This is a genomic window from Chitinophaga eiseniae (assembly GCF_012641265.1).
Taxonomy (GTDB): Bacteria; Bacteroidota; Bacteroidia; order Chitinophagales; family Chitinophagaceae; genus Chitinophaga; species Chitinophaga eiseniae_A.
Map to the genome: position 1 here is coordinate 213,523 of NZ_JABAHZ010000003.1, position 23,629 is coordinate 237,151.

At 45.5% G+C, this 23,629-nt stretch carries 21 protein-coding genes and 1 other RNA gene; 11 read left to right on the forward strand and 11 right to left on the reverse strand.

Going from position 1 to position 23,629, the window contains the following annotated elements:
* Positions 1–3: 3 nt before the first annotated feature.
* The 4 genes from HGH91_RS14690 to HGH91_RS14705 all read left to right on the forward strand — a co-directional run bounded on the left by HGH91_RS14690 (position 4) and on the right by HGH91_RS14705 (position 3,307).
* Positions 4–792 (forward strand): hypothetical protein, encoded by a 789-nt coding sequence (locus HGH91_RS14690; protein ID WP_168739349.1) that lies wholly within the window; start codon positions 4–6, stop codon positions 790–792.
* A gap of 11 nt (positions 793–803) precedes the next feature.
* On the forward strand, positions 804–1,595 hold the full coding sequence (locus HGH91_RS14695; protein WP_168739351.1) for a hypothetical protein: 792 nt from the start codon (positions 804–806) through the stop codon (positions 1,593–1,595).
* 382 nt (positions 1,596–1,977) lie between these two features.
* Positions 1,978–2,391 carry a DUF6088 family protein gene (locus tag HGH91_RS14700; RefSeq protein ID WP_168739353.1) on the forward strand — a complete coding sequence of 138 codons (414 nt, stop codon included), beginning with the start codon at positions 1,978–1,980 and terminating at the stop codon, positions 2,389–2,391.
* Complete coding sequence (locus tag HGH91_RS14705) at positions 2,381–3,307, forward strand: nucleotidyl transferase AbiEii/AbiGii toxin family protein (RefSeq protein WP_168739354.1); 927 nt, start codon at positions 2,381–2,383, stop codon at positions 3,305–3,307. The genes HGH91_RS14700 and HGH91_RS14705 overlap by 11 nt, the downstream gene beginning before the upstream one ends.
* A gap of 113 nt (positions 3,308–3,420) precedes the next feature.
* On the opposite strand, the gene ssrA is transcribed toward HGH91_RS14705, so the two are convergent.
* From ssrA to HGH91_RS14725, 4 genes are all read right to left on the reverse strand, one after another.
* Positions 3,421–3,794: a transfer-messenger RNA gene (gene ssrA, locus HGH91_RS14710) on the reverse strand.
* 75 nt (positions 3,795–3,869) lie between these two features.
* Entirely contained in the window at positions 3,870–5,204 is a 1,335-nt protein-coding gene (rseP, locus tag HGH91_RS14715; RefSeq protein ID WP_168739356.1) for an RIP metalloprotease RseP, read from the reverse strand.
* Between the two features lie 85 nt (positions 5,205–5,289).
* The gene (locus HGH91_RS14720) at positions 5,290–6,456 is read right to left on the reverse strand and encodes a 1-deoxy-D-xylulose-5-phosphate reductoisomerase (RefSeq protein ID WP_168739358.1); all 1,167 of its coding nucleotides are present in this window, start codon (positions 6,454–6,456) and stop codon (positions 5,290–5,292) included.
* A gap of 91 nt (positions 6,457–6,547) precedes the next feature.
* A complete protein-coding gene (locus HGH91_RS14725) occupies positions 6,548–8,047 on the reverse strand; it encodes a GH3 auxin-responsive promoter family protein (RefSeq protein WP_168739360.1) in 1,500 nt (499 codons plus the stop codon).
* A 385-nt stretch (positions 8,048–8,432) separates the two neighbouring features.
* On the opposite strand from HGH91_RS14725, the gene rplU reads away from it, so the two are divergent.
* The 7 genes from rplU to HGH91_RS14760 all read left to right on the forward strand — a co-directional run bounded on the left by rplU (position 8,433) and on the right by HGH91_RS14760 (position 13,352).
* Entirely contained in the window at positions 8,433–8,789 is a 357-nt protein-coding gene (rplU, locus tag HGH91_RS14730; RefSeq protein WP_247651752.1) for a 50S ribosomal protein L21, read from the forward strand.
* A 50-nt stretch (positions 8,790–8,839) separates the two neighbouring features.
* Positions 8,840–9,118: a 50S ribosomal protein L27 gene (gene rpmA, locus HGH91_RS14735; RefSeq protein ID WP_168739361.1), complete on the forward strand. Its 279-nt coding sequence runs from the start codon at positions 8,840–8,842 to the stop codon at positions 9,116–9,118.
* A 64-nt stretch (positions 9,119–9,182) separates the two neighbouring features.
* The gene (locus tag HGH91_RS14740; RefSeq protein WP_168739363.1) at positions 9,183–9,614 is read left to right on the forward strand and encodes a histone H1-like repetitive region-containing protein; all 432 of its coding nucleotides are present in this window, start codon (positions 9,183–9,185) and stop codon (positions 9,612–9,614) included.
* Positions 9,615–9,708: 94 nt separating this feature from the next.
* Entirely contained in the window at positions 9,709–11,397 is a 1,689-nt protein-coding gene (locus HGH91_RS14745; RefSeq protein ID WP_168739364.1) for a DNA polymerase/3'-5' exonuclease PolX, read from the forward strand.
* Positions 11,394–12,095, forward strand: coding sequence for a PrsW family intramembrane metalloprotease (locus tag HGH91_RS14750; protein ID WP_168739366.1), 702 nt, complete (start codon positions 11,394–11,396; stop codon positions 12,093–12,095). Before HGH91_RS14745 ends, HGH91_RS14750 begins: the two co-directional genes overlap by 4 nt.
* A 112-nt stretch (positions 12,096–12,207) precedes the next feature.
* Positions 12,208–12,843 carry a DsbA family protein gene (locus HGH91_RS14755; protein ID WP_168739368.1) on the forward strand — a complete coding sequence of 212 codons (636 nt, stop codon included), beginning with the start codon at positions 12,208–12,210 and terminating at the stop codon, positions 12,841–12,843.
* A gap of 11 nt (positions 12,844–12,854) precedes the next feature.
* Positions 12,855–13,352, forward strand: a complete 498-nt coding sequence (locus HGH91_RS14760) for a GNAT family N-acetyltransferase (RefSeq protein ID WP_168739371.1) — start codon at positions 12,855–12,857, stop codon at positions 13,350–13,352.
* Positions 13,353–13,539: 187 nt separating this feature from the next.
* On the opposite strand, the gene HGH91_RS14765 is transcribed toward HGH91_RS14760, so the two are convergent.
* The 7 genes from HGH91_RS14765 to HGH91_RS14795 form a co-directional block, all read right to left on the reverse strand.
* Entirely contained in the window at positions 13,540–14,919 is a 1,380-nt protein-coding gene (locus tag HGH91_RS14765; protein WP_168739372.1) for a di-heme oxidoredictase family protein, read from the reverse strand.
* 7 nt (positions 14,920–14,926) lie between these two features.
* Positions 14,927–16,015, reverse strand: coding sequence for an imelysin family protein (locus tag HGH91_RS14770; protein ID WP_168739374.1), 1,089 nt, complete (start codon positions 16,013–16,015; stop codon positions 14,927–14,929).
* A gap of 12 nt (positions 16,016–16,027) precedes the next feature.
* Positions 16,028–16,462, reverse strand: coding sequence for a ubiquinol-cytochrome c reductase iron-sulfur subunit (locus HGH91_RS14775; protein ID WP_168739377.1), 435 nt, complete (start codon positions 16,460–16,462; stop codon positions 16,028–16,030).
* A gap of 18 nt (positions 16,463–16,480) precedes the next feature.
* A complete protein-coding gene (locus HGH91_RS14780; RefSeq protein WP_168739379.1) occupies positions 16,481–17,731 on the reverse strand; it encodes a hypothetical protein in 1,251 nt (416 codons plus the stop codon).
* Between the two features lie 270 nt (positions 17,732–18,001).
* Positions 18,002–20,485, reverse strand: coding sequence for a Calx-beta domain-containing protein (locus HGH91_RS14785; RefSeq protein WP_168739381.1), 2,484 nt, complete (start codon positions 20,483–20,485; stop codon positions 18,002–18,004).
* Positions 20,486–20,528: 43 nt separating this feature from the next.
* Positions 20,529–22,670: an OmpA family protein gene (locus tag HGH91_RS14790; protein WP_168739383.1), complete on the reverse strand. Its 2,142-nt coding sequence runs from the start codon at positions 22,668–22,670 to the stop codon at positions 20,529–20,531.
* A gap of 21 nt (positions 22,671–22,691) precedes the next feature.
* Positions 22,692–23,606 (reverse strand): type IX secretion system membrane protein PorP/SprF, encoded by a 915-nt coding sequence (locus HGH91_RS14795; RefSeq protein WP_168739385.1) that lies wholly within the window; start codon positions 23,604–23,606, stop codon positions 22,692–22,694.
* Positions 23,607–23,629 lie beyond the last annotated feature (23 nt).

The following is a 23,629-nucleotide window of genomic DNA, read 5'->3' on the forward strand; positions in this document are numbered from 1 at the left end:
AAAATGAAAATCATTAATATCTTATTTGCTGTAGTGACAGGAACTTTACTGACAACAATGCTGGCCTGTAGTAAACAGCACCACGACTTCCTTTACGAAGATAATATGCTGGCGGTAACCGTGAAAGGTTACAACGCAAGCAACGAAACATTAGCCATCAAACTCGACACCTTCCCCATTACCGATGCTGCCCCCGGCAAGTTCGATGCCACGAGTGGCTGTATCATCCCTGCGGGTCAGTCTACCTTACAACTAAGTATCACAGAAACAGGCACTGGTAAAACGGTCATGAGTAAAGCGTTGAAAAAGGAAGACAGCCCCGCAAATATTGAATTCTTCTATTTCAACGGGCAGGTCAGCAAAATGCCCGAAATACCTGCATTCGAAAATGATAAAATCAAAATATCCTACCTATTCACGCCTACGGTTACCAAATATGCTGAACCTGTAGACATTGTTTTGGGTAAATACTACTTTACACCAAAAGTCTTCGAAGAAATTACCCGGATCAAAAATGTAAAGCCTAATGAATTTTCAGCACCAGTAACCATTTCAACGTTCTCTACTACCGGACAGGTATATAACGGACAGCCCACAGCGGTGCTATTCCTCGTTTATATTTATAAAGCAGGCACCAACGAATTTTATACGGCAGGATCTGAATATACCTGGCATACCACCGCTACTACTGCGCCTAAGCCCGCCGCTTCAACAGCAGCATCCAGGGTATATATATTCGAAGAAACGCCTGTTGGTAACAGCATGAGATTCACTAAAAAATTAGAACTCTAAACACAAACGAAATGAGGAAATTCATTAATTATAAAAAGGTAACGTTATGGCTGTTGTTATTATCAGCAACATTCGCAGCCTGCAATAAAGAAGAACAGAATGTCCGGAAAGCCATGCATGTGGTAGTGAATGGCTACAATGGATCAGCCAATACACTCCAGGTAACGATAGATACCACTGTATATGCAGGTGATAAAGTGCTTAAGCCAACAGCAAAATTTGAATTCAACGTTGCATATGCTTACACCGAAAAGCATCAGCAAAAAACAGTGGTGATAACCGATACAGTTACTAAACAAGTTGTTTTCACTAAACCTTTACCATCCGGCGATACCAGGGCCGCTGTCAATTTTCTGTACATCAACGGTAAAGTGATGGAGGTACAGTCACCCGCTGCAGATATATCTACCAATAAACTGGGCTTCTATATTCATTATACAGATAACGAAACACCACTGGATATATCCCTTTACCGGATGGATAATAACACCGGCAGGGAATACAGAACCTATTTAGCTAAAAATGTAAAACCTGGTAGCTGGATCTATGTAGATTATTTAGCGGGAGCAGACTTCAATACTAAAACCAATGTAGACGATGCTGCCAGTCTTTGGTTTACCAGGACCGGCACTACAGATCAATGGGCATTTGAGGGCGATGAAAACAAAAGCAAAATGTCTGTTTCCGGTATACAGTTGCCCCTTGCAGGGGAAAAGGGATTGGTACAACAGTATGTAATAACCCCGGGATCATATATGTTGGATTACGCAAGGATGTATTTTCATCCTGACAGGGTAAGATAAAAACTTCCTGTAAGCCATGCCTCAAAAAGCGGGTGCTTTTTGAGGCATGGTTACAGATACCCGTAAAAGGGCATAAAAAAACGGAATACCCAGTGGTTATACTGTTTATTCCGTTTCGTGGAATTGAAGGGGACTCAATCGAACATTCTGACAATTCGGAAGACTCAATTAACAGCTTTACCCCATACTACAATTCATAAATACCTAGGCAAGTCCCGGTTTCTCAAATACAAGCTCTCCAACAAGTCAAGTTATATATTAAAAAAACTCATTATGTTTCCCTGCTTCGGTTATGGAGGCTTCGGTTTCATTTAAGTCAAATAAAGGCTAATTTTTTAATAAAAAATGTCGTATCTTTGCTATCAAATTATATTGATAATCAATGAAAAAGAAAAGGACTTTGGAAAACAAAATGTCTGAGCGCATCCGTCGGACAAAGTCTACCGTATTGCTTAGACAAGACTTTGCGGATCTGGGCGATTATGACCAGGTCGGCCGCGGGCTTAAATCATTGACTGAAAAACAAAAGCTCGTCAAAATTAGCCAAGGGATATATGCCAAAACCAGGAAATCATTGGCCACTGGGAAGATTATCCCTGTAGAACCGTTGCCAGATCTGGCAAAAAAGGCTTTGAACAGGCTCGGTGTTAAGACAACGGATACAAAAGCGGAAATCGCTTATCGGCAAGGACGATCTACTCAAATACCGACAGGCCGTCAGATAGGTGTAAACAAGCGGGTAACTCGCAAAATTGGGCTCAACGAAGCATATATTAATTTTGAGTATGCCAGATAAACAATTAATCGAAGACGTTGCAATTGAACTGGGCATCAGCAAAGCTTTCGTTGAAAAGGACTGGCATGTGGTACAGGTGCTCAAAATAATTTCTTCTATCCAAGCAGAGGGTCTTCGGCTTACTTTTAGTGGAGGAACATCCTTATCAAAAGCACATAAAATTCTACAACGCTTCTCTGAAGACATAGACTTCACGGTAACAACGGATGAAGAACTAAGCAGGTCTCAACTACGAAAGAGACTGTCCAATTTAAAACACATAGTCACAGATGCCGTGGCTAAAGCTTATACAATAAAGCCAGGTAGCGAAAAATCGCTCAATGAAAACAAGTTCTTTACTTTTTTGGTAGCATATCCAACCTATTATAATGGGCAGGAAGGCATGAGGCCTGATATTAAAGTCGAAGTTTCTTATAACAAGTTAAATCTTCCTGTCGTTCAAAAACCTATTGCTTCCTTCATTAACGAAGTAACCCAGGCTGGCCCTGAAATTGAAGCTATTACCTGCACGGACCCAATAGAAAATGCAGCAGATAAGCTCAGCGCTACGGTTTGGCGAATCATTGATCGTGACCGAACTGCGGAAGAAGATGATCCTACTATTATACGCCACATACACGATCTCCATATGCTGAGTGGTAAGGCATTAAAGCATCCTTCATTTAAATCGCTTTGCATCGATACCATTGCCAGGGACGATTCCCGGTGTAAGAAGATAGCGGGATGGCCGATGCCTCAAAAATTTGCAGCGGTCATGGAGATTTTTAAATCCGATGGAGCATACACGGCCGAATATCAAACCTTTGTAGACGGCATGTCGTATACGCCTAACACAAACACCCCAACCTTTAACCAGGCTATCAATACCTTACAACAAGTGATGCAGTTTCTTGTCGCCGAAAATAATACCGAGTAGTTTTTTACGACTACAATTAATCGACATGTCTGGCTGAGCAAATCAGCGAAAACGCGCTACAGTTAAGGGCATAAAAAAACGGAATACCCAGTGGTCATACTGTTTATTCCGTTCTGTGGAGATGGCGGGAATCGAACCCGCGTCCAAACATATTCGCCGAAAGCTTTCTACATGCTTATTTATGCATTGTTTTGTCGGAACTCAGCAGGGGCATAACGAACCAACCTCGTTCTTATCCGTTTAGCTTCAGTACTCACTCACGGAAACCATGAGCACCTATCCCTATGGGTTTGATGATTCAGCGGCGGGAGTCGCATAAGGCGACAACTCCAGGCGGCTATAATGGGTGTCTAATCTCTGATTAGGCAGCCATGGCGTAGTTAGATTCGCCAATTAGAGTTTGGGTATTCAGATTATCGTGCTAATTATCCAACGCACGGCATGCTTACACTCTCAAAGATCTATGCTGTCAAAACCAGGCATCCCCGGTATTTTAGCTTACAAAGATAAGAAAAAAATGGAACATTTGATGAGATCATGTCATCAAATGTTCCATTTTTACTTAAAATAATTTACTCACCAGGTTTCTCCAAACGTCCAGCCCATTGGCAAACAATAGTAAGCCAAACAGGATAACCATTCCGAAAATCTGGGCATATTCCAGGAATTTCTCGCTGGGCTTACGGCCGGTAATGATCTCGTACAATAAGAAGAGCACGTGACCACCATCCAGGGCCGGAATAGGCAATATATTCATGAAAGCCAGGATAATGGATAAGAAAGCCGTCATTTCCCAGAACATACGCCAGTCCCATACTTCGGGAAACAGGTTACCGATGCTCATAAAACCACCCAGCGATTCCGTTACCCGCACTTCCTTGGAAACAAAGATCAGGCGCAGCTGCTGTACATACTTCACCAGTTTTTCTATGCTCTTGCTAAAACCTGCCGGAATCGCTTCCAGGAAAGTATAGGTCTTGGTTTTATATTCAAACGGGTCTTTGGGATATACGCCAAACTGACCTTTATCATTCAGTTTTGCAGCCAGGTTCAGCGTATCGTTGCCACGGATCACACTCACAATCACATCTTCATTCTTATGCTTCTTAACTTCCTTCGCAAAATCGCTGAAGTAAGGCAATGCTATACCGTTGAGGGCTATGAGCCGGTCGCCTCTCTTCACGCCTACCGCGGCAGCAGCGCTACCAGGCTGTGTACTATCGGCCACATAAGGGAAACGGGGCACCGCAAAAGGAGCCTTCTGCTTCAGCAATTGACGGATAAATCCATCTGGGATGGGCAGATCTATCGCTTTTCCATCGCGTTCTATTTGGATACTTTTAGCTTCGTGCAGGATCACGTCTCCCGGGATGGCATCAAATGCTTCAACGGTACGATGATCGATGGTCAGGATCTTATCCCCATCCTGCATACCGATGCTGCGGGCCAGCGAATCAGTTACTACGCCGTATTTGGCAGCAGCAGTAGGTAAATAGGTTTCACCCCAGTACCACAACATCATCGCATAGATGAAAAATGCCAGTACAATGTTAACCGTTACCCCTCCTATCATAATGATCAGACGCTGCCACGCCGGCTTGGCCCGGAACTCCCAGGGCTGCGCAGGTTTGGCCATCTGCTCCTTATCCATGCTTTCATCTATCATACCGGATATCTTCACATATCCTCCCAATGGTAGCCAACCTACACCATATTCTGTTTCCCCTTTTTTAATTTTAAAAAGAGAAAACCATGGATCAAAGAACAAATAGAATTTTTCCACCCTGGTTTTGAACAGTTTGGCCGGGATAAAATGGCCTAACTCATGCAATACTACCAAAATAGAGAGTGACAGTAATAACTGCCCGGCCTTCACCAATATTACCTCTGTAGTCATTTAGTTGTTTCTGCTTTAATCTGCCTAATATATCAGTTTTAATACATATTCAGGCAAAACTCTTTGTTAATTTTTTACCGGTAGTTTATATAACGATAGCATTGATAAGGGATGCGGCGTGTTCACGTGCAGCATTATCGCACTCGTAATAATCATGCAGGGAAGGTGTGGCTATAAACGGTATTTTAACCAGCGTTTCTTCAATTACTTCCGTCATTTGCAGGAAGCCTATCCTGTTTTTCAGGAAAGCATTGACCACTTCCTCATTCGCCGCATTCATCACGCAGGCAGCATTACCGCCCTTATGCATGGCATCTGTGGCAATAGCGAGGTTACGGAAAGTTTTGGTATCCGGCTGCTCAAAAGTGAGGGATGGATAATTTCTGAAGGAAAACCGGGGAAAATCATTGGCCAAACGGTCAGGATATCCCAGGGCATATTGTATAGGCAACTTCATATCCGGCAATCCCATCTGGGCTTTCAGAGATCCGTCTACAAACTGCACCATGGAGTGAATAATGGATTGGGCATGTATCACCACTTCAATATTTTCCGGCGCCAGTCCAAACAGCCAGCGGGCTTCAATCATTTCCAACCCCTTATTCATCAGGGTAGCGGAATCGATGGTGATTTTAGCGCCCATGCTCCAGTTGGGATGTTGCAGCGCATGGTCTTTCTTTACATTGATCAGGAAGTTCGGCTTCTTTCCCAGGAAAGGCCCGCCGGAAGCGGTGAGTATCACCTTTTCTACCTTGGTAAACGGCTCTCCCAGCAAACACTGGAAAATAGCCGAATGCTCAGAATCTACCGGGATAATGGGCACATTTTTCCTGCGGGCGGTAGCCATCACAATATCCCCGGCTACTACCAGGGTTTCTTTGTTGGCCAGCGCCACGGGCGTCCCCTGTTCAATTGCGGCTAAAGTGGGCGCCAGACCGGCAAATCCCATAATAGCAGCCAGCATCATGTCGATCGAACTCCAGGCAGCTACTTCTACCATCGCTTTCGGACCGGCAAATACTTTAATACCTTTATCAAATAAAATGTCTTTTACCTGTTTGTACTTTGCTTCGCTGCCTATAACAACCGCATTGGGCTTAAATTTCAGCGCCTGCTCTATGAGCAGGTCTGCATTCTGCTGAGCAGTCAGCACTTCTACACTAAACCTGTCGGGATGCGCAGCGATCACCTCCAGGGCCTGTATGCCGATAGAACCGGTGGATCCGAAAATGGCAATCTTTCGTTTATTCATTACGGTGATTTACTTTTTTACAGTTAACAAAAAATGAAGAATCAGCTGCCGGCATATGCCCAACAGCTGGTAATGCAGCTTGAATCGCCGGTTATTTTTGTAAATACGCTGTCAGTTCATCTGCCAGCTTCCTGTCGTTACTTAAACGAGGCACTTTGTTCTGACCTCCCAGTTTTCCAATTGCTTTCATATAGTCAATAAAGCCCTGTTTACGTACAGGCCTTATTTTCAGGGGTTGTAATATATTGCCGGTCAACAGATCATCATAATAGATATTCTTCTGACGCATGTTATCATCTACTTTCTTCGCAAATGCGGCCATGTTCTGCGGCATATTCTCAAACTCTACAAACCACTCGTGGTAAGGCAATTCACCATTGGTTTGCACCATAGGCGCTACGGTGAACTCCGTAATATGCACATTTTCTTCTGTGGCCGCCTTCATCAGGCTATGTTCCACTTCCTCTCCGATAACATGCTCGCCAAAGGCCGATATAAAGTGCTTGATACGCCCCGTTACCAACAAGCGGTATGGGTTGGTGGAAATAAACTTCACCGTATCGCCCAGGTTATATCCCCATAAGCCGGCGTTGTTGTTGATCACCATGGCGTAATTTACACCTGTTTGTACATCTTTGAGCGACAGTCGGGTAGGATGTTCATTAAAAATTTCGTTGGCAGGGATAAATTCATAGAAAATCCCGGAATTGGTGTTGAGCAACAGCCCTTCCTGCTCCTGCGAGTCCTGGAAAGCAAAAAAGCCTTCCGAGGCGGGGAAAGTTTCCACCGTATGGATGGGTGCGCCGATGGAGGCCATGAGCTTGGCCCGGTAAGGCTCGAAATTCACCCCTCCATATACCATTACATCAAAATTCTTGAAAATTTCCTTGATACGCTTGCCATTGCTACGCTCCATCAACCGGTCGAAATACATCTGTACCCATGGTGGAATCCCGCTGATCAGGGTCATATCCTGCTGCAGGGTTTCTTCCACTATCTTGTCCAGCTTGGTTTCCCAGTCGTCGATACAGTTGGTTTCGTAAGATGGCAGCTGATTGGTACGCAGGTACCGGGGAATATGATGGTTCACAATCCCGCTCAAACGGCCGGTAGGAATGCCTCCTACCCTTTCCAGTTCGGGCGAGCCGGATAAGAAAATCATCTTGCCGTCGGCAAAAGCGGTGTTACCCGTCTCTCCCATATAGTTCAACAGGGCATTACGGGCTGTATCTATATGATTATTAACCGATTCTTTGGAGATAGGGATATATTTAACACCACTGGTAGTGCCGGAGGTTTTGGCCAGGTAGATCGGCTGTCCTTTCCACAACACATTTTGCTTTCCCTCCTTGATCCTTTCTATATAAGGCTTAAACTGTTCGTAATCTCTTAAAGGTACAGCCTGCTTAAACTCTTCATGGCTCTGTACCGCATTAAACTTATGTTCAGTTCCGAATTCAGTCTTTCTGCCTGTCTTTATCAACTCCTGCAGGATAGCATCCTGATCTTCTACCGCCCTTAACATTTCCTTCTTTATCTTATTATGTACGATAGAAGCAAATGGTTTGGCCAGCAGTGATTTAAACTTCATGCCTGTTATTTTATGATTGAGAGACTAAAGATTGGAATATTTTTCTATTTAATCATGGCCGTCACCGGCTTTTCCCTGGGAAAAACCATCGGTTTATAATAAATGACGAAACAATGAAATAAAAAAATGCCCCGATCTTATCTGTTTTTTAATGCACGTAAACGACAAAAGTATATAAAATTGCGTTGGTTTGCACAGCAGATGGGCTGTTTTTGTAAGATCGCTGAATAGCAGGAAGATAGGGAAGTTACGGTTCCATAGGGGGCTCACACAATTTGTTAAAATAATTTAAAATTCAAGAAAGTATGTATCTTTGAAATGATTAAGCTTTAAACGGTTCTCTACACGTGTTTATACATTGTGAATTAAAAAAGACCGAAAAACTTTGTCTATTAGAAAACAAAAGGTTACTTTTGCGGAAATTATATTTTGGATAATTATGTTTGCAGTTGTAAAAATCGCAGGTCAGCAATTTAAAGTACAAAAAGACCAGGAAATTTTTGTACAGCAGTTACAAGGAAATATTGGAGACAAAGTGGAGTTTTCCGATGTACTGTTAACAGATAATGCTGGTAAGCTGTCCGTAGGCACTGATGTAAAATCAGTAGTAAAAGCAGAGATTCTGGCTCATGTTCAGGGTGATAAAGTTATCGCTTTCAAAATGAAGAGAAGAAAAGGCTTCAGAAAGAAAGTTGGTCACCGTACCCACTTTACAAGAATCAAAATCAATGAAATAGCTTAATTCGTTTTAAGCTAAATTTTTTTATTAGACAAAGTTAAAGTAACTATACAATGGCACATAAAAAAGGTGAAGGTAGTGTAAAGAACGGCCGTGACTCCCACAGCAAAAGGCTGGGAGTAAAAATCTTCGGTGGTCAACCTGCTATTTCTGGTAACATCATTGTTCGCCAGAGAGGTACAGTTTATCATCCCGGTCAAAACGTAGGCGTTGGTAAAGATTTTACCATTTTCGCAATGACAGACGGTGTGGTTGAATTCAGAAAAGGTCGCGAAAACAAGACTTACGTTTCTGTTAAAGCATTTGACACCACTGCTCAGGCAGAAGCCTAATCAGTGTTAGCCATAAAGTTTTTTTTAATACCCAATTTTTTTACTAACCCAAATTCAAAAAACAATGGCAACAATTAAAAAAGCAGCTGCTAAGAAAGCTGCACCAAAAAAAGCTGCTGCTAAGAAAGCCGCTCCTAAAAAAGCTGCTGCTAAGAAAGCCGCTCCTAAAAAAGCTGCTGCTAAGAAAGCTGCTCCTAAAAAAGCTGCTGCTAAGAAAGCCGCTCCTAAAAAAGCTGCTGCTAAGAAAGCCGCTCCTAAAAAAGCTGCTGCTAAGAAAGCCGCTCCTAAGAAAGCTGCTGCTAAGAAAGCCGCTCCTAAGAAGAAAGCTGCTCCTAAGAAAGCCGCTGCTAAGAAAGCTGCTCCTAAAAAAGCCGCTGCTAAGAAAGCTGCTCCTAAAAAGAAAGCTGCTGCTAAGAAACCTGCTGCTAAGAAGAAAGCTGCTCCTAAAAAAGCCGCTGTTACTCCTCCAGCTGCACCTTCAGCTCCGGCTAACTAAGATCGGAATTACAAAATGTAGTTATAAGGATCCTGGCTATATGGCCAGGATCTTTTTTGTTTAAGGCATACTCTTTTTGCCTTAAATTTACCTCATGGACAATTACTCAATTGCAGATAACTTCTCCCTGCTCTCCAAACTCATGGACATACACGGGGAAAATAGCTTTAAAGCCAAATCCTTCGCCAGCGCAGCATTTACCATAGAAAAACTGCCCTCCCAACTCAAAGACACCTCCCGCGAAGATATATTCCGGATCAAAGGCATCGGGGAATCTACCGGTAAAAGCATACTCGAAATGCTGGACACCCAGCAATTTCCCCTGCTCAATCAATACCTGGAAAAAACCCCCGCCGGCATCCTGGAAATCATGAAGATCAAAGGCCTGGGACCCAAAAAAATAGCCACCATCTGGAAAGAACTGGAAGTGGAATCGATGGGAGAACTACTCTATGCCTGTAACGAAAACCGCCTCATGCTCCTCAAAGGGTTCGGCGCCAAAACCCAGGAAAGCGTAAAACAAAACATTGAATTCTATCTGGCTAACCGCCACCGCTTCCTCTATGCAGAAGTTGCCACCATTGGCCACAACCTGGAAAAACAACTGCAGGAATTACTGGCGCCAGCCAACGTATCAGTTACAGGGGCCTTCCGCCGCCATAGTATCATCATCGATGAAATCGAATTTTTAATAGCTGCCCCCGCCGCCACCATCACGGCACAACTCAGCACCCTGCCCGGATTTTCCCTCCTTACCGATAATGGTCAACACCTGGTATGGCAACTCGATGGAAAACTGAAAATCATTACCCATAGCTGCAACACGGGCGACTTTTACGCCCAGCTCTTTGCTACTACCGGTAGTGCAGCCTTTATCGATAAGTTCAACGCCGCAGGAGGCGCCGCCTTCCTATCCGGCGCCAGCACAGAAGAAGCCATCTTTTCCGCAGCCGGCATGGATTATATTCCGCCCTTCTTACGGGAAGGCCACCAGGAATTATCCCTGGCCCGCGAACACCAGCTCCCCGAAGTCATTACCGCCGCCGATATCAAAGGCATTATACACTCCCACAGCAACTGGAGCGATGGTGAATCTTCCCTGGAAGAAATGGCCCTCGCCGCCAAAGCACAGGGATTCGAATACCTCGTGATCAGCGATCACTCCCGCTCCGCCTTCTACGCCAATGGCCTCTCCATTGAGAGAATAGCCGCCCAACATGCAGAGATTGAGGAACTGAACAAAAAACTGGCTCCCTTCCGCATTTTTAAGAGCATAGAAGCCGATATCCTCAACGACGGTACCCTCGATTACCCCGATGAAATTTTGGCAAAATTTGACCTCGTCATTGCTTCTGTGCATTCCAATCTCAAAATGACAGAAGAAAAAGCCATGGCGCGTTTGCTGAAGGCCATCGAAAATCCTTACACTACGATACTCGGACATATGACCGGTCGCCTGCTCCTCAGCAGAAGCGGGTACCCCGTTAATCATAAAGCCATCATCGATGCCTGCGCTGCACACCAGGTAGTCATTGAACTCAATGCACATCCGCGTCGCCTCGATATCGACTGGACCTGGTTACCTTATGCCCTCGAGAAAAAAGTACTCATCTCTATTGATCCCGATGCCCACAGCATCGGCGGATTTAAGGATATTCATTATGGCGCCCTGGCCGCCCAGAAAGGAGGCATCACCAAAGCAAACAATCTAAGCAGTTACACTGTTGACATGCTGGATAATTACCTGCAGCAACGCAGACAACAAAAAAATATGCTTCCATGATGCTACTGGCACTGGCCGTGGCTCCAGGTTTTGCCATCTGCCTGTTTATTTACCTGATAGATAAATATGACCGCGAACCTACCGGCCTGCTCATAAAAAGCTTCTTACTGGGAATGGGCTGCGTGGTTTTTCCACTCGTAATACAAGGGCTGGCAGCTGTCATGGGCTGGCGCGAAAACAATGGTACCATACTCGGCACCGCAGCTTTTGCCTATGGTATTGTGGGATTATCGGAAGAACTGGCCAAATTCATGGTCCTCCTCCTCTACGCCTACCCCAAAAAAGCATTCAATGAGCCACTCGATGGCATCGTATACGCCGTAATGATTGGAATGGGCTTCGCTACCCTCGAAAATATTGCCTACGTAGCGCAATATGGCTTGGGCACCGGGGTGGCACGTATGTTCCTCTCTGTACCCGCACACGCCACCTTCGCCATACTGATGGGCTATTACACCGGCCTGGCCAAATTTATACCACAGCGCAGCAGCAACCTGCTGTTCAGGGGGCTGTTAATTGCCATATTCTTCCATGGCAGCTTTGATTTCTTCCTGTTTCTCGGTAATAATATCTTCCTGATGGGCGCTTCCGTGATAACGCTCATCTTTGCCATACGGCTATCCATCAGGGCTATACGAAAGGATGCCCGCCTGTCGAAGGAAATACATGAACGCGGACAACAGCATATAGAAAGCTGACGGCCAGAGACGTCAATTGCGGAAAGCGAATGAGCGCTGCGGATACTATCTCCCAACAGCCCCATTCGCTTTCATCGTTTTACGCTTTCCCGTACCTTTGAAAAAAAACACCATGAGGCTCATATATATCTACGATCCACTGTGCGGTTGGTGCTACGGATTTACCCCCGTTATACAACAGTTACAGGAACGCAATAACGGAAACATGACCTTCGACATCCTCTCCGGGGGGATGATCATCGGTGACAACCGCCACCCGTTTTCCTCGATGGCCGCCTATATTCAACGGGAACATACCAATGTGGAAAACATGACCGGCGTGAAATTCGGAACAGCCTTCCTGGAAAAATTACTGCCTTCTGCCGAAATCATGGATTCGGAAAAACCGAGTATCGCATTAACCGTTTTCAAACAATACCAGCCGGAAAACGCCATCAGCTTTGCGCATGATATGCAGGTGGCATTGAATTATTCAGGGCTAAGCCTGAACCAGGACACCACCTACCGCACACTGATAAAAAAATTCAGCCTGCCGGAAGATGAATTCATTGATCGCCTGCACCAGGAACATTACCGCTACGAAACACACCAGGAATTCCAGCTGATCCAAAACTGGGGTATTACCGGCTTCCCCGCCGCTATCCTCGATACCGGTAAACAACTTTACCTCTGTGCCCGGGGATTTACCCCACTGGAACAACTCGAACAAACTATCGAAAACATACTGAAAGAAGACAGCACCTTATAACACCAGCTACTATGTACCAGATAACGTCAGCAACGGTAAATGATATTCCTGTTATACAGGACCTCACCAACAGGATATGGCGACCTACCTACCAGGCTATCCTCTCCCCGGAACAAATCGAGTATATGCTGGAGATGATGTACAGCACCGCCGCGCTCGAAAAACAAATCAATGCCCTGCAACACCAGTTTATCATCCTGCAGGACGACAATTACCCGATCGGTTTTGCTTCCTACAGTGCCACTGACACACCCGGTATTTTCAAATTGCATAAAATTTATCTCGACCTTAACTACCAGGGAAAAGGCGTAGGTAAAATGCTGCTGTCGACAGTAGCCGACCAGGTAAAGGCCCGCGGAGCCAACATCCTGGAGTTGGATGTGAACCGGTTCAATAAAGCAAAACGCTTCTATGAAAAGCAGGGATTCAGCGTATATAAAGAAAAAAATACAGACATCGGAAAGGGCTACCTGATGGAAGACTATGTGATGCGGAAACCATTACCATAAAAAAGCCCGGTAAGGATATACCAGGCTATTCCCAAGTTAACCATTAAAAGACACAACTCTTTTAAATCAAAATTACTTGTCTATGGTTATATACGGGTAGCGCTAAATCCCGGATTTCCCCGGTATAAAAAAAGCAGTATCTTTTATATTATAATATAAAAGATACTGCTTTTTAACTTATTAATCTTTAAAGGGATTTCAAAAAAGCCACCAGGTTATCCCGTTGAAACGCGGAGAGCTTCACATATTCATCCCGGCTGGCAGCAGCTTCCCCGTCATGCCACAGTATGGCCTCCGGTAAGCTTCTGGCACGGCCATCATGCAAATAGTAAGGAATCCCATTTGTTTTTTCAAACAAACCAATTCCCCACAAAGCCGGGGTTTTCCACTCGCTGCCACTGGCCAGGAAATCAGCGCGGTTATCTGCCAAACCAGCTCCCATATCGTGCAACAGCAAGTCGGTATAAGGGTGGATACGTTGATTACTCAGCGCTTTAAAGCGTACATCCGTTGCCGTTTGAATGGTAGGAATATGACAACTGGCGCATCCTGTCTGGGCAAATAATACCTCTCCCTGCTTCACGGCCGGGTCGGTGGTATTTCTACGGGCAGGCACACTCAGCGTTTTAATATAAAATACTGTTGCATCGAGGATGGTATCCGCCAGCAACGGGTCTGCTGCACGTCCTGCATTTTGGGCTTGCCCATCTGCACTTTCTTTCGGGAATACCCTGCTGGTAATGCCCATGTCTTGCTGATAAGCGGCCGCTACCTGTGTGAGCAAGGTTGCCGTATTCGCTTTCATGCCATAACGTCCCAACATCATTTTCTTTTCTACCGGGTCATACACATAGTTAGGCCGTCCGCTGATGCCCCTGTTGTCGCTGGCCTGCTGTGCAGCAAAACCCGTAATGGTCGATTCCGGAATCAGGTCCAGCAAGCCCAGGCCGAAGAATGGCGGCGCCATCCTGGCCGATAATAACACGCTCCCAGGCAAGGGCTGATAAGGATTTACCAGTTGATATGCCGGCTTATGTAATACGGTAATGGTGCCATCTGGATAAATGTAGTTGACATCCGTATAGGTAATACCCACTTTCGCCTCCGGTTGCCGGCCAAAAATAGCCAGATCCTGTATCTGTAACCCAAATCCAGGCACCGGCACCGGGCCTCCATGTTCATCACTACCGGGCACGCTTACACGTACCAGCATGGAAGAAGTATTTATCCCCGTAGTTGGATTTCCCTTTCCATCATTGTGATGACAACTCTTACAACTCACATTATTATAAATAGGCCCCAACCCACTGTTGAGTGGAGCCGGCGCAGCTACGAAAGTCTGGTCCGACTGTTCATCACCCAGGCTATGTATATATTGATCATATTCGGTAAGACCCGGGATAACATGACCAAATGCTTTGCTGGTAATATCAAAAAAAGTGGAAGCTCCCCCGCTCAACCGGGGATCGTAGCCACTTTCATCAAATGCATCCGCTTTCCTGCACATCATCAGCCATACCGGCATGGTCAGCGCTAACGCCACCACGTAAATTTTCTTCGCTTGCATTGCCCGTTTAATCAGTGATATTTTTAACTACAAAATCCCTCAGGTCAGTATCCAATACCGTTGCCAGCGCATTGATGGCATTCATGGTGTTCTGACATTGTACCCGCTGCCCGCCGGCATCGAGAATAGCCTTTTCGTAGGGTAAGGTAATAGCGTTGAAGGACGTGATAGCTGCCTGGAATTTCTCCTGGATCGTTTTGTTGAGCGCCGCATTTTTTGCATTGACCAGCTGGTCTAAGCCCACTCCTTTACTACCCAGGAAAGTACCGGTGTATACATTATATGCACCAACTATGTTATTCTTAAAATCGGTAACGGAATTACCGCTGAAAGGAGATTCCACTTTGGTCCCATCTTTTTCATCGAAGGGTGCTTTCATTTTGTTGCTGCCCACCTCATCACAAATACCTTTCATGGCATCCACAATAGCGATGACTACATCCTGTTTTTTCGTATACGGGTTACCGTTTGCTCCTACGGTGAGTAACTTGTTGCCATAGTTACCTCCTGCCGGCGTCCAGCTGGTAGCCAGCCGGTTACAGATATTTTTAAGATCGGCAGTAAGACTGGTAATATATTTCATTTCGCGGGCATTGACATCTTTCGCCTGGCGTTTACCATCTGCACCCCATAAAATGTATTCGATAGGATGATATCCTCTTAAGGCATCGGCCAGCTTTTCAACATCTTCCAGTTCCAATTGGTTATTACTGTTAAGCACGGCGTCCAGCTGAGTTTTATCCACTGGCCAGGTGTCCATGCTGGGATCGAGGTTGTCGTCTTCCACCGGGCCGAATAAATACCCTTCGCACTGCTCCCAGGTACTGCGCATATCACGCCATGCCTGCTTGGCAGCGGCCAGGTTATCTTCCGTAGGCGCTCCTTTTAAAATGGTCACCTTATCATTGAAAGTAGCTGATTTTGCGGCCAGATCAGCGTACCCTGGTATAGCAGTTTTACTAACAAAATCAGCAATAAAATTAGTCTTCAGGGTATTAAAATCTGTGCTAGTTCCTGTATCGGGTTTATCGCTTTTGGCGCAGGACATAAGACTTGTTAAGGCAAATCCTATCAGTGCGGTTTGTATATACTTCATATCAATAAGAGGTTATGACACATGAATAATGAGATTGCTTTGCCGGATTTCCGTTTTTAGCTGCAGCAGGTGCGTAGCAGCGGGGCCCTTTTTAACATGGCCCTCTTTATCAAACTGGCTGCCATGCACGGTGCACAGGTAGCCATTGCCGGTAGGCGTTAATGGATTGTGTTGATGCGTGCAACGGAGCAGCAACGCTTCATACGACTGATCCGGCAGTTTACGCACCGCTATTTCGTAAGCATAATTTTTAGGGCTTACCACCTGCAGCGGTGCGGCATCAAAAATATTCAGGGGTACTTCTACCTGGTTACCATTCATAGCCGCCCGATAGCTTTTAGTGGTGCTGCATGATTCCAGGAAATCGACCATAGAAAGACTTACAGCCCCTACCAGGCAAGCCTTGCAGGTATCTTTTAGAAAATTTCTTCTGTTCAGCGAACTCATATCATTAAGATTTGAACATTAAAAAGAATAACCGATACCTATATTGAGGAAAGAATTATTGGTTTTGTAGGGGATGCGGTTGGGACTGGGATTAATGACCAGGTCGGGGTTTTCATCTCCGGTATGCATCAGTCTTACATCGGCTTTGATCACTACGTTTGGAATAGGCAGGTAACTGAAACCGGCTATCAGGTGTTGTTGCTTTTCGGTACCATCGTAAATAGCATTTGCCGGGGTAGCGCTGTTGAGGTCAAACATTTCATAGCGGGCAAACACATTCAGCTGCTGCCCTTCCATACGGCGGCTTCTTTCAAACAGGTTGTAAGCTCCCTCAAGATAGGCGCCATACATGCCTTTACTGGTATTGCTGGCATATGCCTTATTAATGTCCGACGCTTTAGGGAAGGAGATAGATGTACCCAGGAGTTTAAAAGCAAAACCATTGCGCGCATATTGTATATCCGCTTCGCCAAGATACAATGGCAGTGCGGCCATCCCGTAACTCAGCGCCAGGCTATCCGATTTACGTTTATTCAGGCCGTTAGTGCCACCGGCATAACCCGATACCTGGAATTTAAAGTCCTTCCAGTAGTACTGCAATGCCGCAGTGATGGCCAGGTTGTTGGCAAAAGCCCCCTGTCCTTCTGCCCGTCCTTCTTTGATACCAGTGCCATGGTTAAATTTAGACGCATCCAGACCGTTTACCAACGCAACGCTATAGTTGACAGGCAAGTTGCGCAAACGCCCGTAAAAGCCTACTCCCAGCTCCCGCCAGGTAGCGGGAATAACCAGCTGCTCTACCAGTGGACGTTCTACGCCGTTAAAATTAACGGGCAGGTGATTTTCATTCAGTAACCCGATACGGGGAGTAAACAACCCTGCTACCAGGTACTGACGGGGATTCAGATTGAAGCGAAGATAAGCCTGTTCAAAAGCTATTTCTCCTGTAAATCCGTTGTTCTCCTGTCCTATTCCGGCTTTGGCGTTCTCCAGTTCCAACTCGCTGAAAAAGGCTATCCTGGCATTAAACTGATGTCCTACAAATAATACCGCCCGCTCCAGGGTGGCAAAAGACATTTGCTCATTAAAATTTCGCTGATAATAGGCGGATCCGTAACCAGAGATTACTGTTTTACTTTTGGCAACTCCCGCATTCAGGGAATCTTCACTGGTGGTAAATACTAATTTTTGTGCGGCTGTTATTTGTTGCGCGTTGGTTACAGATATCGCCAACAAGCAGCCCAATAGCGTAGAGATGACCGTTTTCATGCCACAAATGTTGAACAATAGCAGCGTTCATTTTGATCATACCCGGAAATTTTCTGCTGATAACCACTGATTTAGGCATTTCTTACAAACATCTATTAATTATCAATACGTTAACATATATCGTTCTCTTTTATAAGACAAAAAACTCATAGCATCTGCTCTAAAACGGAAATTCTGGACATGAATGCAAAAAAAATTCCCGCATAGTAAACTATGCGGGAATGTAGGTGTGCCTGAAGCGCGTATATCGGTTATTGATCCAAGCCGTTATTATTTGGCTGTCAGCACGGTGCCTTCGTCATTATCATCATCGTGGATAACGGCTATGGCTTTGTTGAGCTTCAGCTCAGGGGAAATTTTCAGCATCCCTGCATTGCTGGCTGCGGTAGCATCACGCAGCTTCACAACTACCTGTGCATCTGGTTCCTTTACACGGTCGTTTACCAGTGCTACCTGGATATCCGTTTCGCTGAACGCACAATCACCGGTAATTTTCACCATGTCGCCGTTCATGATAACATAATCTTTACCATAGGCAGCTGTGCTGGTAGAGTCAACACCGAAGAAGATGTTGATATCACTACCTGTACAGTTGGTTTGTACAGATTGGTCAGCAGCTTTTACCAGGATACATTTAAACATACTTACCGGGGCAGTGGCAGATTCGTTGGCATCTGTCAGCTTAACCAGGGTAATATAAGCTGGTTGATCCTGTATGTACTGGGAAGCAGAAATAGAGGTAACGTCTCCGTTGTAACCTACTACCGCTTCGTTTTCTGCCTTGATTTCGCTCAATACCAGTACCACGGTTTCAGCCAGTTCAAAACGGTTGTCGTCTTTCACTTTTACATTCAGGCTGGCAGTAGTGGCGCCGCTATCAATCGCGAAAGGCGCTTTAATACTGCTTACAAAGTCGGCGCCAGGCAAAGCGGTACCATTGCCAAACTTATAGGTCAGGCGAACGGGCTTAGAAGTGGCGTTGATCAATGGCGTATTATCTCTCTTAAATAAACCGGCAGAAAATACCACATCGGTACCAGGTTCTGCACCGTTGCTACCACCTATAAACTTCACCATGGCTGGCTGATCGAGGATGGTTACTTCGCCTTTGGCCTTGGTCAGGTAGAGGTCGGAAGCGTCTAGTATTTCTACATGAAAAGCTTCTTTACCTTCCAGCAGGTTATCACTTTTTATAGGTATCTGTATGCTTTTGGAGATAATAGCACCTGCTGCAAATTCGGAAGGCACAAAAGAGATGGTACCTTCTGTAACATCGAAATCGGCCGCACCAGCACTACCTTTGTGAGGTATGGTTTTATAGTGTACATTAACGGGAGTACGAACACCATTACTTCTCAAAAAGCCGGATAACGTAATGGTCAGCGTAGCATTGGATAAACCGTTCAGCGGCTCAGATACGGCGATATCGTTGATAGAAACGCCATGGCTGATCTTAATGATACGGTTGCCGTCTTCATCGCCACCACCGGCAGCAATGATTTCGCCAGAAGGGCTCATCAGCAGGGAAGCCAGCGATGTTTTTGCATCGTATTTACCCAGCTGTTTGTCGAACATCATTTCACCATCGGGACTTACTTTAATCATGCGGTAACCTTCCCGGGTTACTACGCAGATTTCATCGTCTTCTGTCAATAATAAATGTTGAAAAACGGAACCCATGTTTTTATCTACCACGGTAGTTCCATCGGGCAGTAATTTTACGATCTTACCGGTGTTGTTGGTGATGTTACCGCCTGCAGCTACTACCTTGCCATTTTTACCTACTTCCAGGGCGTATAATGCAGCGTCTGTTTCCTTGTTGAACAATTCTGTTCCATCAGGACGCAGCTTCACGATGCGGCCTTTATCTTTTTCTTCTGCACAGGCAAAAATCTGTCCCAGGTCATTTACTTTGATGGCGTTGAATTTACCATCTACGGTGCTGTATTCTTTGTCAAATACTACCTGTCCTTCTGCGTTTACTTTTGCAATACGGCTGGCATTGCCGGTACCATAGGCGCCACCGCCCATAGCCAGTATAGCGCCATCTTCCAGCAGCAGCATCTTTTCGAAAATAGCGCCTGGCTTACCGAAAGAAAGCTCAAATTGCTTTTCTCCCTTACCATTTACTTTTACCATGTAAGCTTTACCTTGTCCATCACCCACGTCGCCACCTACAGCAACAATGTTCTCATCTTCATCTATCAGCACATTAGTAAATACGTTATGGGCGCCAAATCCCTTATCGAATTCTACGCGGCCATCCGGCGTCATTTTGGTGATACGGGCCTGTGCAGGCTTGCTCCCATCTACCCCTACGGTAATGTAGTTACCATGACGGTCTACAATTACCCGGGTAAAATAGCCGCCCTGGCCATTCCCGATGCTTTTGTCGAATATTACTTCCCCGGTAGCCGACAACTTGGTGATGCGGGCATTACCATAGGCAATGGTACCGCCGCCCACGGCCACCAGCTCATTCTTGGGTAATAAAAGCATGTCCTGGTAAGCTACCAGCCCGCCTTTATTCAGTTTGGCATTGTAAATAAGGTTTCCTGTGGAAGATAATTTGGTGATACACCCATTATCTGTTCCCCCGCCGATAGCAACAATAGCGTTGTTGTCTGCAATAGCCAGTTTCTTATACTGGTTCTTGGGACCACTGAAGCTCTTGTTAAACACTACAGGCATTTCCTGTGCGAAGGCTTGTGAGCCAAGCGCCAGTAAAAGCATTAGTGAAGAGATCTTGTTCATTTGTGTTAGTTTGATATACGCTAAAAAATAACCGATAAAAAGTTTATAAAATCCGGATCTCGCAGCGCCTGTTCACTCCCTGTAACTGGATAAAAGCATCCCGGTTGCCCGCGAGGCTATAGTGAGTAGCTACCCACACCGGTTTGGTAGACCCGAAATAATTGATCCTGACTTTGTCCGGATACACCCCCCGGCTCAGCAGGCATTCCTGTATATACATCGCACGGTTCCTGGAAAGTGACAGGTTGTACTTTTCCGTTCCGATAATATCGGTATGCCCGTTCACCAGTATTATTCTGTGGGGATTGGCCTTCCAAACCTTGAAAATAGAATCGATCTTACGCCATTCCTGGTCCTGTGGTACATAGGAATTAAGATCATAGTAGATAACGCCTGGAATCCGCCATAACATTTCCAGCGCTTTTACAGTGCTGTCAGTGAGCAGCGTATACGCTTTTCCGTTATTAGCTGCCGGATAGCCGGCAGATCGCTGCCAGGAAACCATTTCGGGGCTGCTGTAAGCGGCCTCGCTGGTATAAACAGGCGCCGTTGCTGGCACGCTGCCCGTAGTCGAAGTAACGGTTTGGCTGGTAGCAGGACTGGTATTCTGCCAGGGAATCATTTCAGGAGAGCTGTCGGTAATGTTAGTATATTCAATCACCTTACGCTCCGGCTCCGCAGCCGCCATGGTGGCAGGCTTTACTACAGCAGGAGTCACCACCTGTTGTTCCACAGGTTGGTTATCATAGCGTTTATCACCTACTAAAGTCAGCTGTTGACGGCCGTCCGCCTGGTTCATGGTATAAGGCACTCTATCGTCTTCTTTTACTGGCTTGCCGGGATAAGGCAGGTCCAGCTGTTTCAAAGGATTTTTCTTCAGGTTTAACACATAAATATGATCATTATCATGTGCGCCTGAACGGTCTGATGTAAAATATAATAATAGCTTCTTTTCGTCCAGGACGGGATTCAGGTCATCAAACTGTGTATTTACCGGGTAAGGCAAATGCACGGTGCCTTCTTCCGGCTTTTTGATGTTGATCACGAAGATGTCCAGCCCACCAAAGCCACGAAGGCCATTGGAAGAAAAGAACAACTGCTCCCCGATGACGAAAGGATATAACTCATTTCCATTGGTGTTTACCTGGGGGCCCATATTCACAGGCGCTTTCCACCGCTTTTCCTCTTTATCCCAGTCAGCATAGTATATGTCTGTTCCGCCGAAGCCACCAGGCATATCGGATGCAAAGTACAAACGTTTACCGTTCGGTGCAACTGATGGATGCAGGAAAGAGTAAGATGCTGAATTTTTTCCCAGCTTTACAGGTACCGGTTTGCTCCAAACATCGTGTTCCGGCTGGTAAACCGCCGATAATAGCTGGGTACCGTTATTATAGTTGATGTAAGAATTTTTATCATTCTTTACATCGGTAAACCGGTTGGAGGTATAAATCACCTTCCTGCCATTATCAAAAAAAGAGGCCGGACCTACCTGTAACACGCCTCTCAGGCTATTATTAAACGGTTCTATACCGTCTTCTGAAATCTGGTACAGCCTGGAGTTGGTGTAGAAGGTTTGCTGGTCCTTTTTCTTAAAATCGTTGGAGAGAAAAACGATATTATCCTGGTATAAGGCCAGCCCATATTGGTAACCAGGTAAGTTTAACCGCAAACTGTCTACCCGGATATTGGCCATAGAATCGCGGTTAAAGAACTGGTAGTAGTCTACCAGCGAAGCCTGCAGGTTGGTAAACCGGGCATTGTCTTTATAGCTTTGGGCATACACATCGCTGAGCTGTTGCGCCTTGGCTACCCTCCCGGTACGTTTCAGCAGGTCGATGTAATTGGTTACATCGGTCACCAGGATATCTTTCTCCGGCTTATAGAGCAGTTCGTCGTATAAGCTGATTGTTTTTTCAAACTGTCTTGTTTCAAAATACACCCTGGCTAAGGTAAATTTAGCCCGGCGTGATACTTCTTCAGAAGCCCCGTTATTGATCACACTATTACACAGTGAGATGGCCCCGGCATATTCCTGTCTCTTATACAGGCGTTCTGCACGCTTTGCTTTAGCCATACTCCCCAAGCCCCCCAATTGCACATGATCCTTTACGAAACTACAGGAAACAAACAGGGAAACAATGCTCAGAAAAAGTATGAGGGAATAGAAATTAAACTTTCGCATACTATTCTTGATTTAATTAAATTAGAAATATCGCGGCGCTACCACTTTCCACTTCGACCAGGAGAAACGATAATTCACCATCAACTCATGGGATACCGTTTGCGCGCCCTTCAGGTTCGACTGCATTGGCGTATCATAAGAGTAGCCAATCTGCAGGTTCTTGGTAGCCTGAACTTGTATCAGGCCGGTCATTGTTTTCTCCGAACGCCAGGACGCACCCAGCCACACAATGTTCTTTAGCAGGATATTGGCATTCAGGTCGTACTGTAACCCCGCCCCCTTTACCTGCCTTAATAAAACATTGGGCTTTAACTTTACCGCATCATTAATGTCGATCAGGTAACCTGTCTGGAGATAATAATGCGAAGCCACTACTACTTTATTCACACTATTGCCTAAGTCGAAACTTTTGAAAGTGGGTGAAGATATACCAATAAAGAACCGGTCAGTAAACACCATAAAACCAAACCCCACATCACTTTTCATATAACTCTGGTTATGGGCAAACGTGGGATCCGAAGTGGATAAGGAAGAGTTGTCTTCCCGGTATTGGGATATTCCGCCTTTCAGTCCCAGCGCCAGGTAAATTTTCTCATTCAGCTTTACCCGTTGAGATACGTTGAAGTTAACCTGGGTCTGGGAGTTAACGGTAATCTTTTCATTCATCAGCGACACGCCAAAGCTGGTATTGGTAGCCTTAATAGGCGTGTAAAACGAAGCCGTGGCAGTTTTTGGCGCGCCATCTACTCCCACCCATTGATTACGACCCACTGCTGTAAGGCTCGATGATTCGTCCATAGATGGATAAGCAGGGTTAATAACCATACCATTGAACATATACTGCGAGTACAACGGTTCCTGTTGGGCTATCGCCTGCAAGCTGCAGCACCAGCATAAGATCGCAATCCCTAAAGCTTTCATAAGACGCTTATTCATAGGTATCAGCTTAAATATTTTGT

Bases quoted from the DNA above. Each gene is read 5' to 3' on its own strand.
- HGH91_RS14690 (WP_168739349.1), top strand. From the start codon at position 4: ATGAAAATCATTAATATCTTATTTGCTGTAGTGACAGGAACTTTACTG.
- HGH91_RS14695 (WP_168739351.1), top strand. From the start codon at position 804: ATGAGGAAATTCATTAATTATAAAAAGGTAACGTTATGGCTGTTGTTA.
- HGH91_RS14700 (WP_168739353.1), top strand. From the start codon at position 1,978: ATGAAAAAGAAAAGGACTTTGGAAAACAAAATGTCTGAGCGCATCCGT.
- HGH91_RS14705 (WP_168739354.1), top strand. From the start codon at position 2,381: ATGCCAGATAAACAATTAATCGAAGACGTTGCAATTGAACTGGGCATC.
- rseP (WP_168739356.1), bottom strand. From the start codon at position 5,204: ATGACTACAGAGGTAATATTGGTGAAGGCCGGGCAGTTATTACTGTCA.
- HGH91_RS14720 (WP_168739358.1), bottom strand. From the start codon at position 6,456: ATGAATAAACGAAAGATTGCCATTTTCGGATCCACCGGTTCTATCGGC.
- HGH91_RS14725 (WP_168739360.1), bottom strand. From the start codon at position 8,047: ATGAAGTTTAAATCACTGCTGGCCAAACCATTTGCTTCTATCGTACAT.
- rpmA (WP_168739361.1), top strand. From the start codon at position 8,840: ATGGCACATAAAAAAGGTGAAGGTAGTGTAAAGAACGGCCGTGACTCC.
- HGH91_RS14740 (WP_168739363.1), top strand. From the start codon at position 9,183: ATGGCAACAATTAAAAAAGCAGCTGCTAAGAAAGCTGCACCAAAAAAA.
- HGH91_RS14745 (WP_168739364.1), top strand. From the start codon at position 9,709: ATGGACAATTACTCAATTGCAGATAACTTCTCCCTGCTCTCCAAACTC.
- HGH91_RS14750 (WP_168739366.1), top strand. From the start codon at position 11,394: ATGATGCTACTGGCACTGGCCGTGGCTCCAGGTTTTGCCATCTGCCTG.
- HGH91_RS14755 (WP_168739368.1), top strand. From the start codon at position 12,208: ATGAGGCTCATATATATCTACGATCCACTGTGCGGTTGGTGCTACGGA.
- HGH91_RS14760 (WP_168739371.1), top strand. From the start codon at position 12,855: ATGTACCAGATAACGTCAGCAACGGTAAATGATATTCCTGTTATACAG.
- HGH91_RS14765 (WP_168739372.1), bottom strand. From the start codon at position 14,919: ATGCAAGCGAAGAAAATTTACGTGGTGGCGTTAGCGCTGACCATGCCG.
- HGH91_RS14770 (WP_168739374.1), bottom strand. From the start codon at position 16,015: ATGAAGTATATACAAACCGCACTGATAGGATTTGCCTTAACAAGTCTT.
- HGH91_RS14775 (WP_168739377.1), bottom strand. From the start codon at position 16,462: ATGAGTTCGCTGAACAGAAGAAATTTTCTAAAAGATACCTGCAAGGCT.
- HGH91_RS14780 (WP_168739379.1), bottom strand. From the start codon at position 17,731: ATGAAAACGGTCATCTCTACGCTATTGGGCTGCTTGTTGGCGATATCT.
- HGH91_RS14785 (WP_168739381.1), bottom strand. From the start codon at position 20,485: ATGAACAAGATCTCTTCACTAATGCTTTTACTGGCGCTTGGCTCACAA.
- HGH91_RS14790 (WP_168739383.1), bottom strand. From the start codon at position 22,670: ATGCGAAAGTTTAATTTCTATTCCCTCATACTTTTTCTGAGCATTGTT.
- HGH91_RS14795 (WP_168739385.1), bottom strand. From the start codon at position 23,606: ATGAATAAGCGTCTTATGAAAGCTTTAGGGATTGCGATCTTATGCTGG.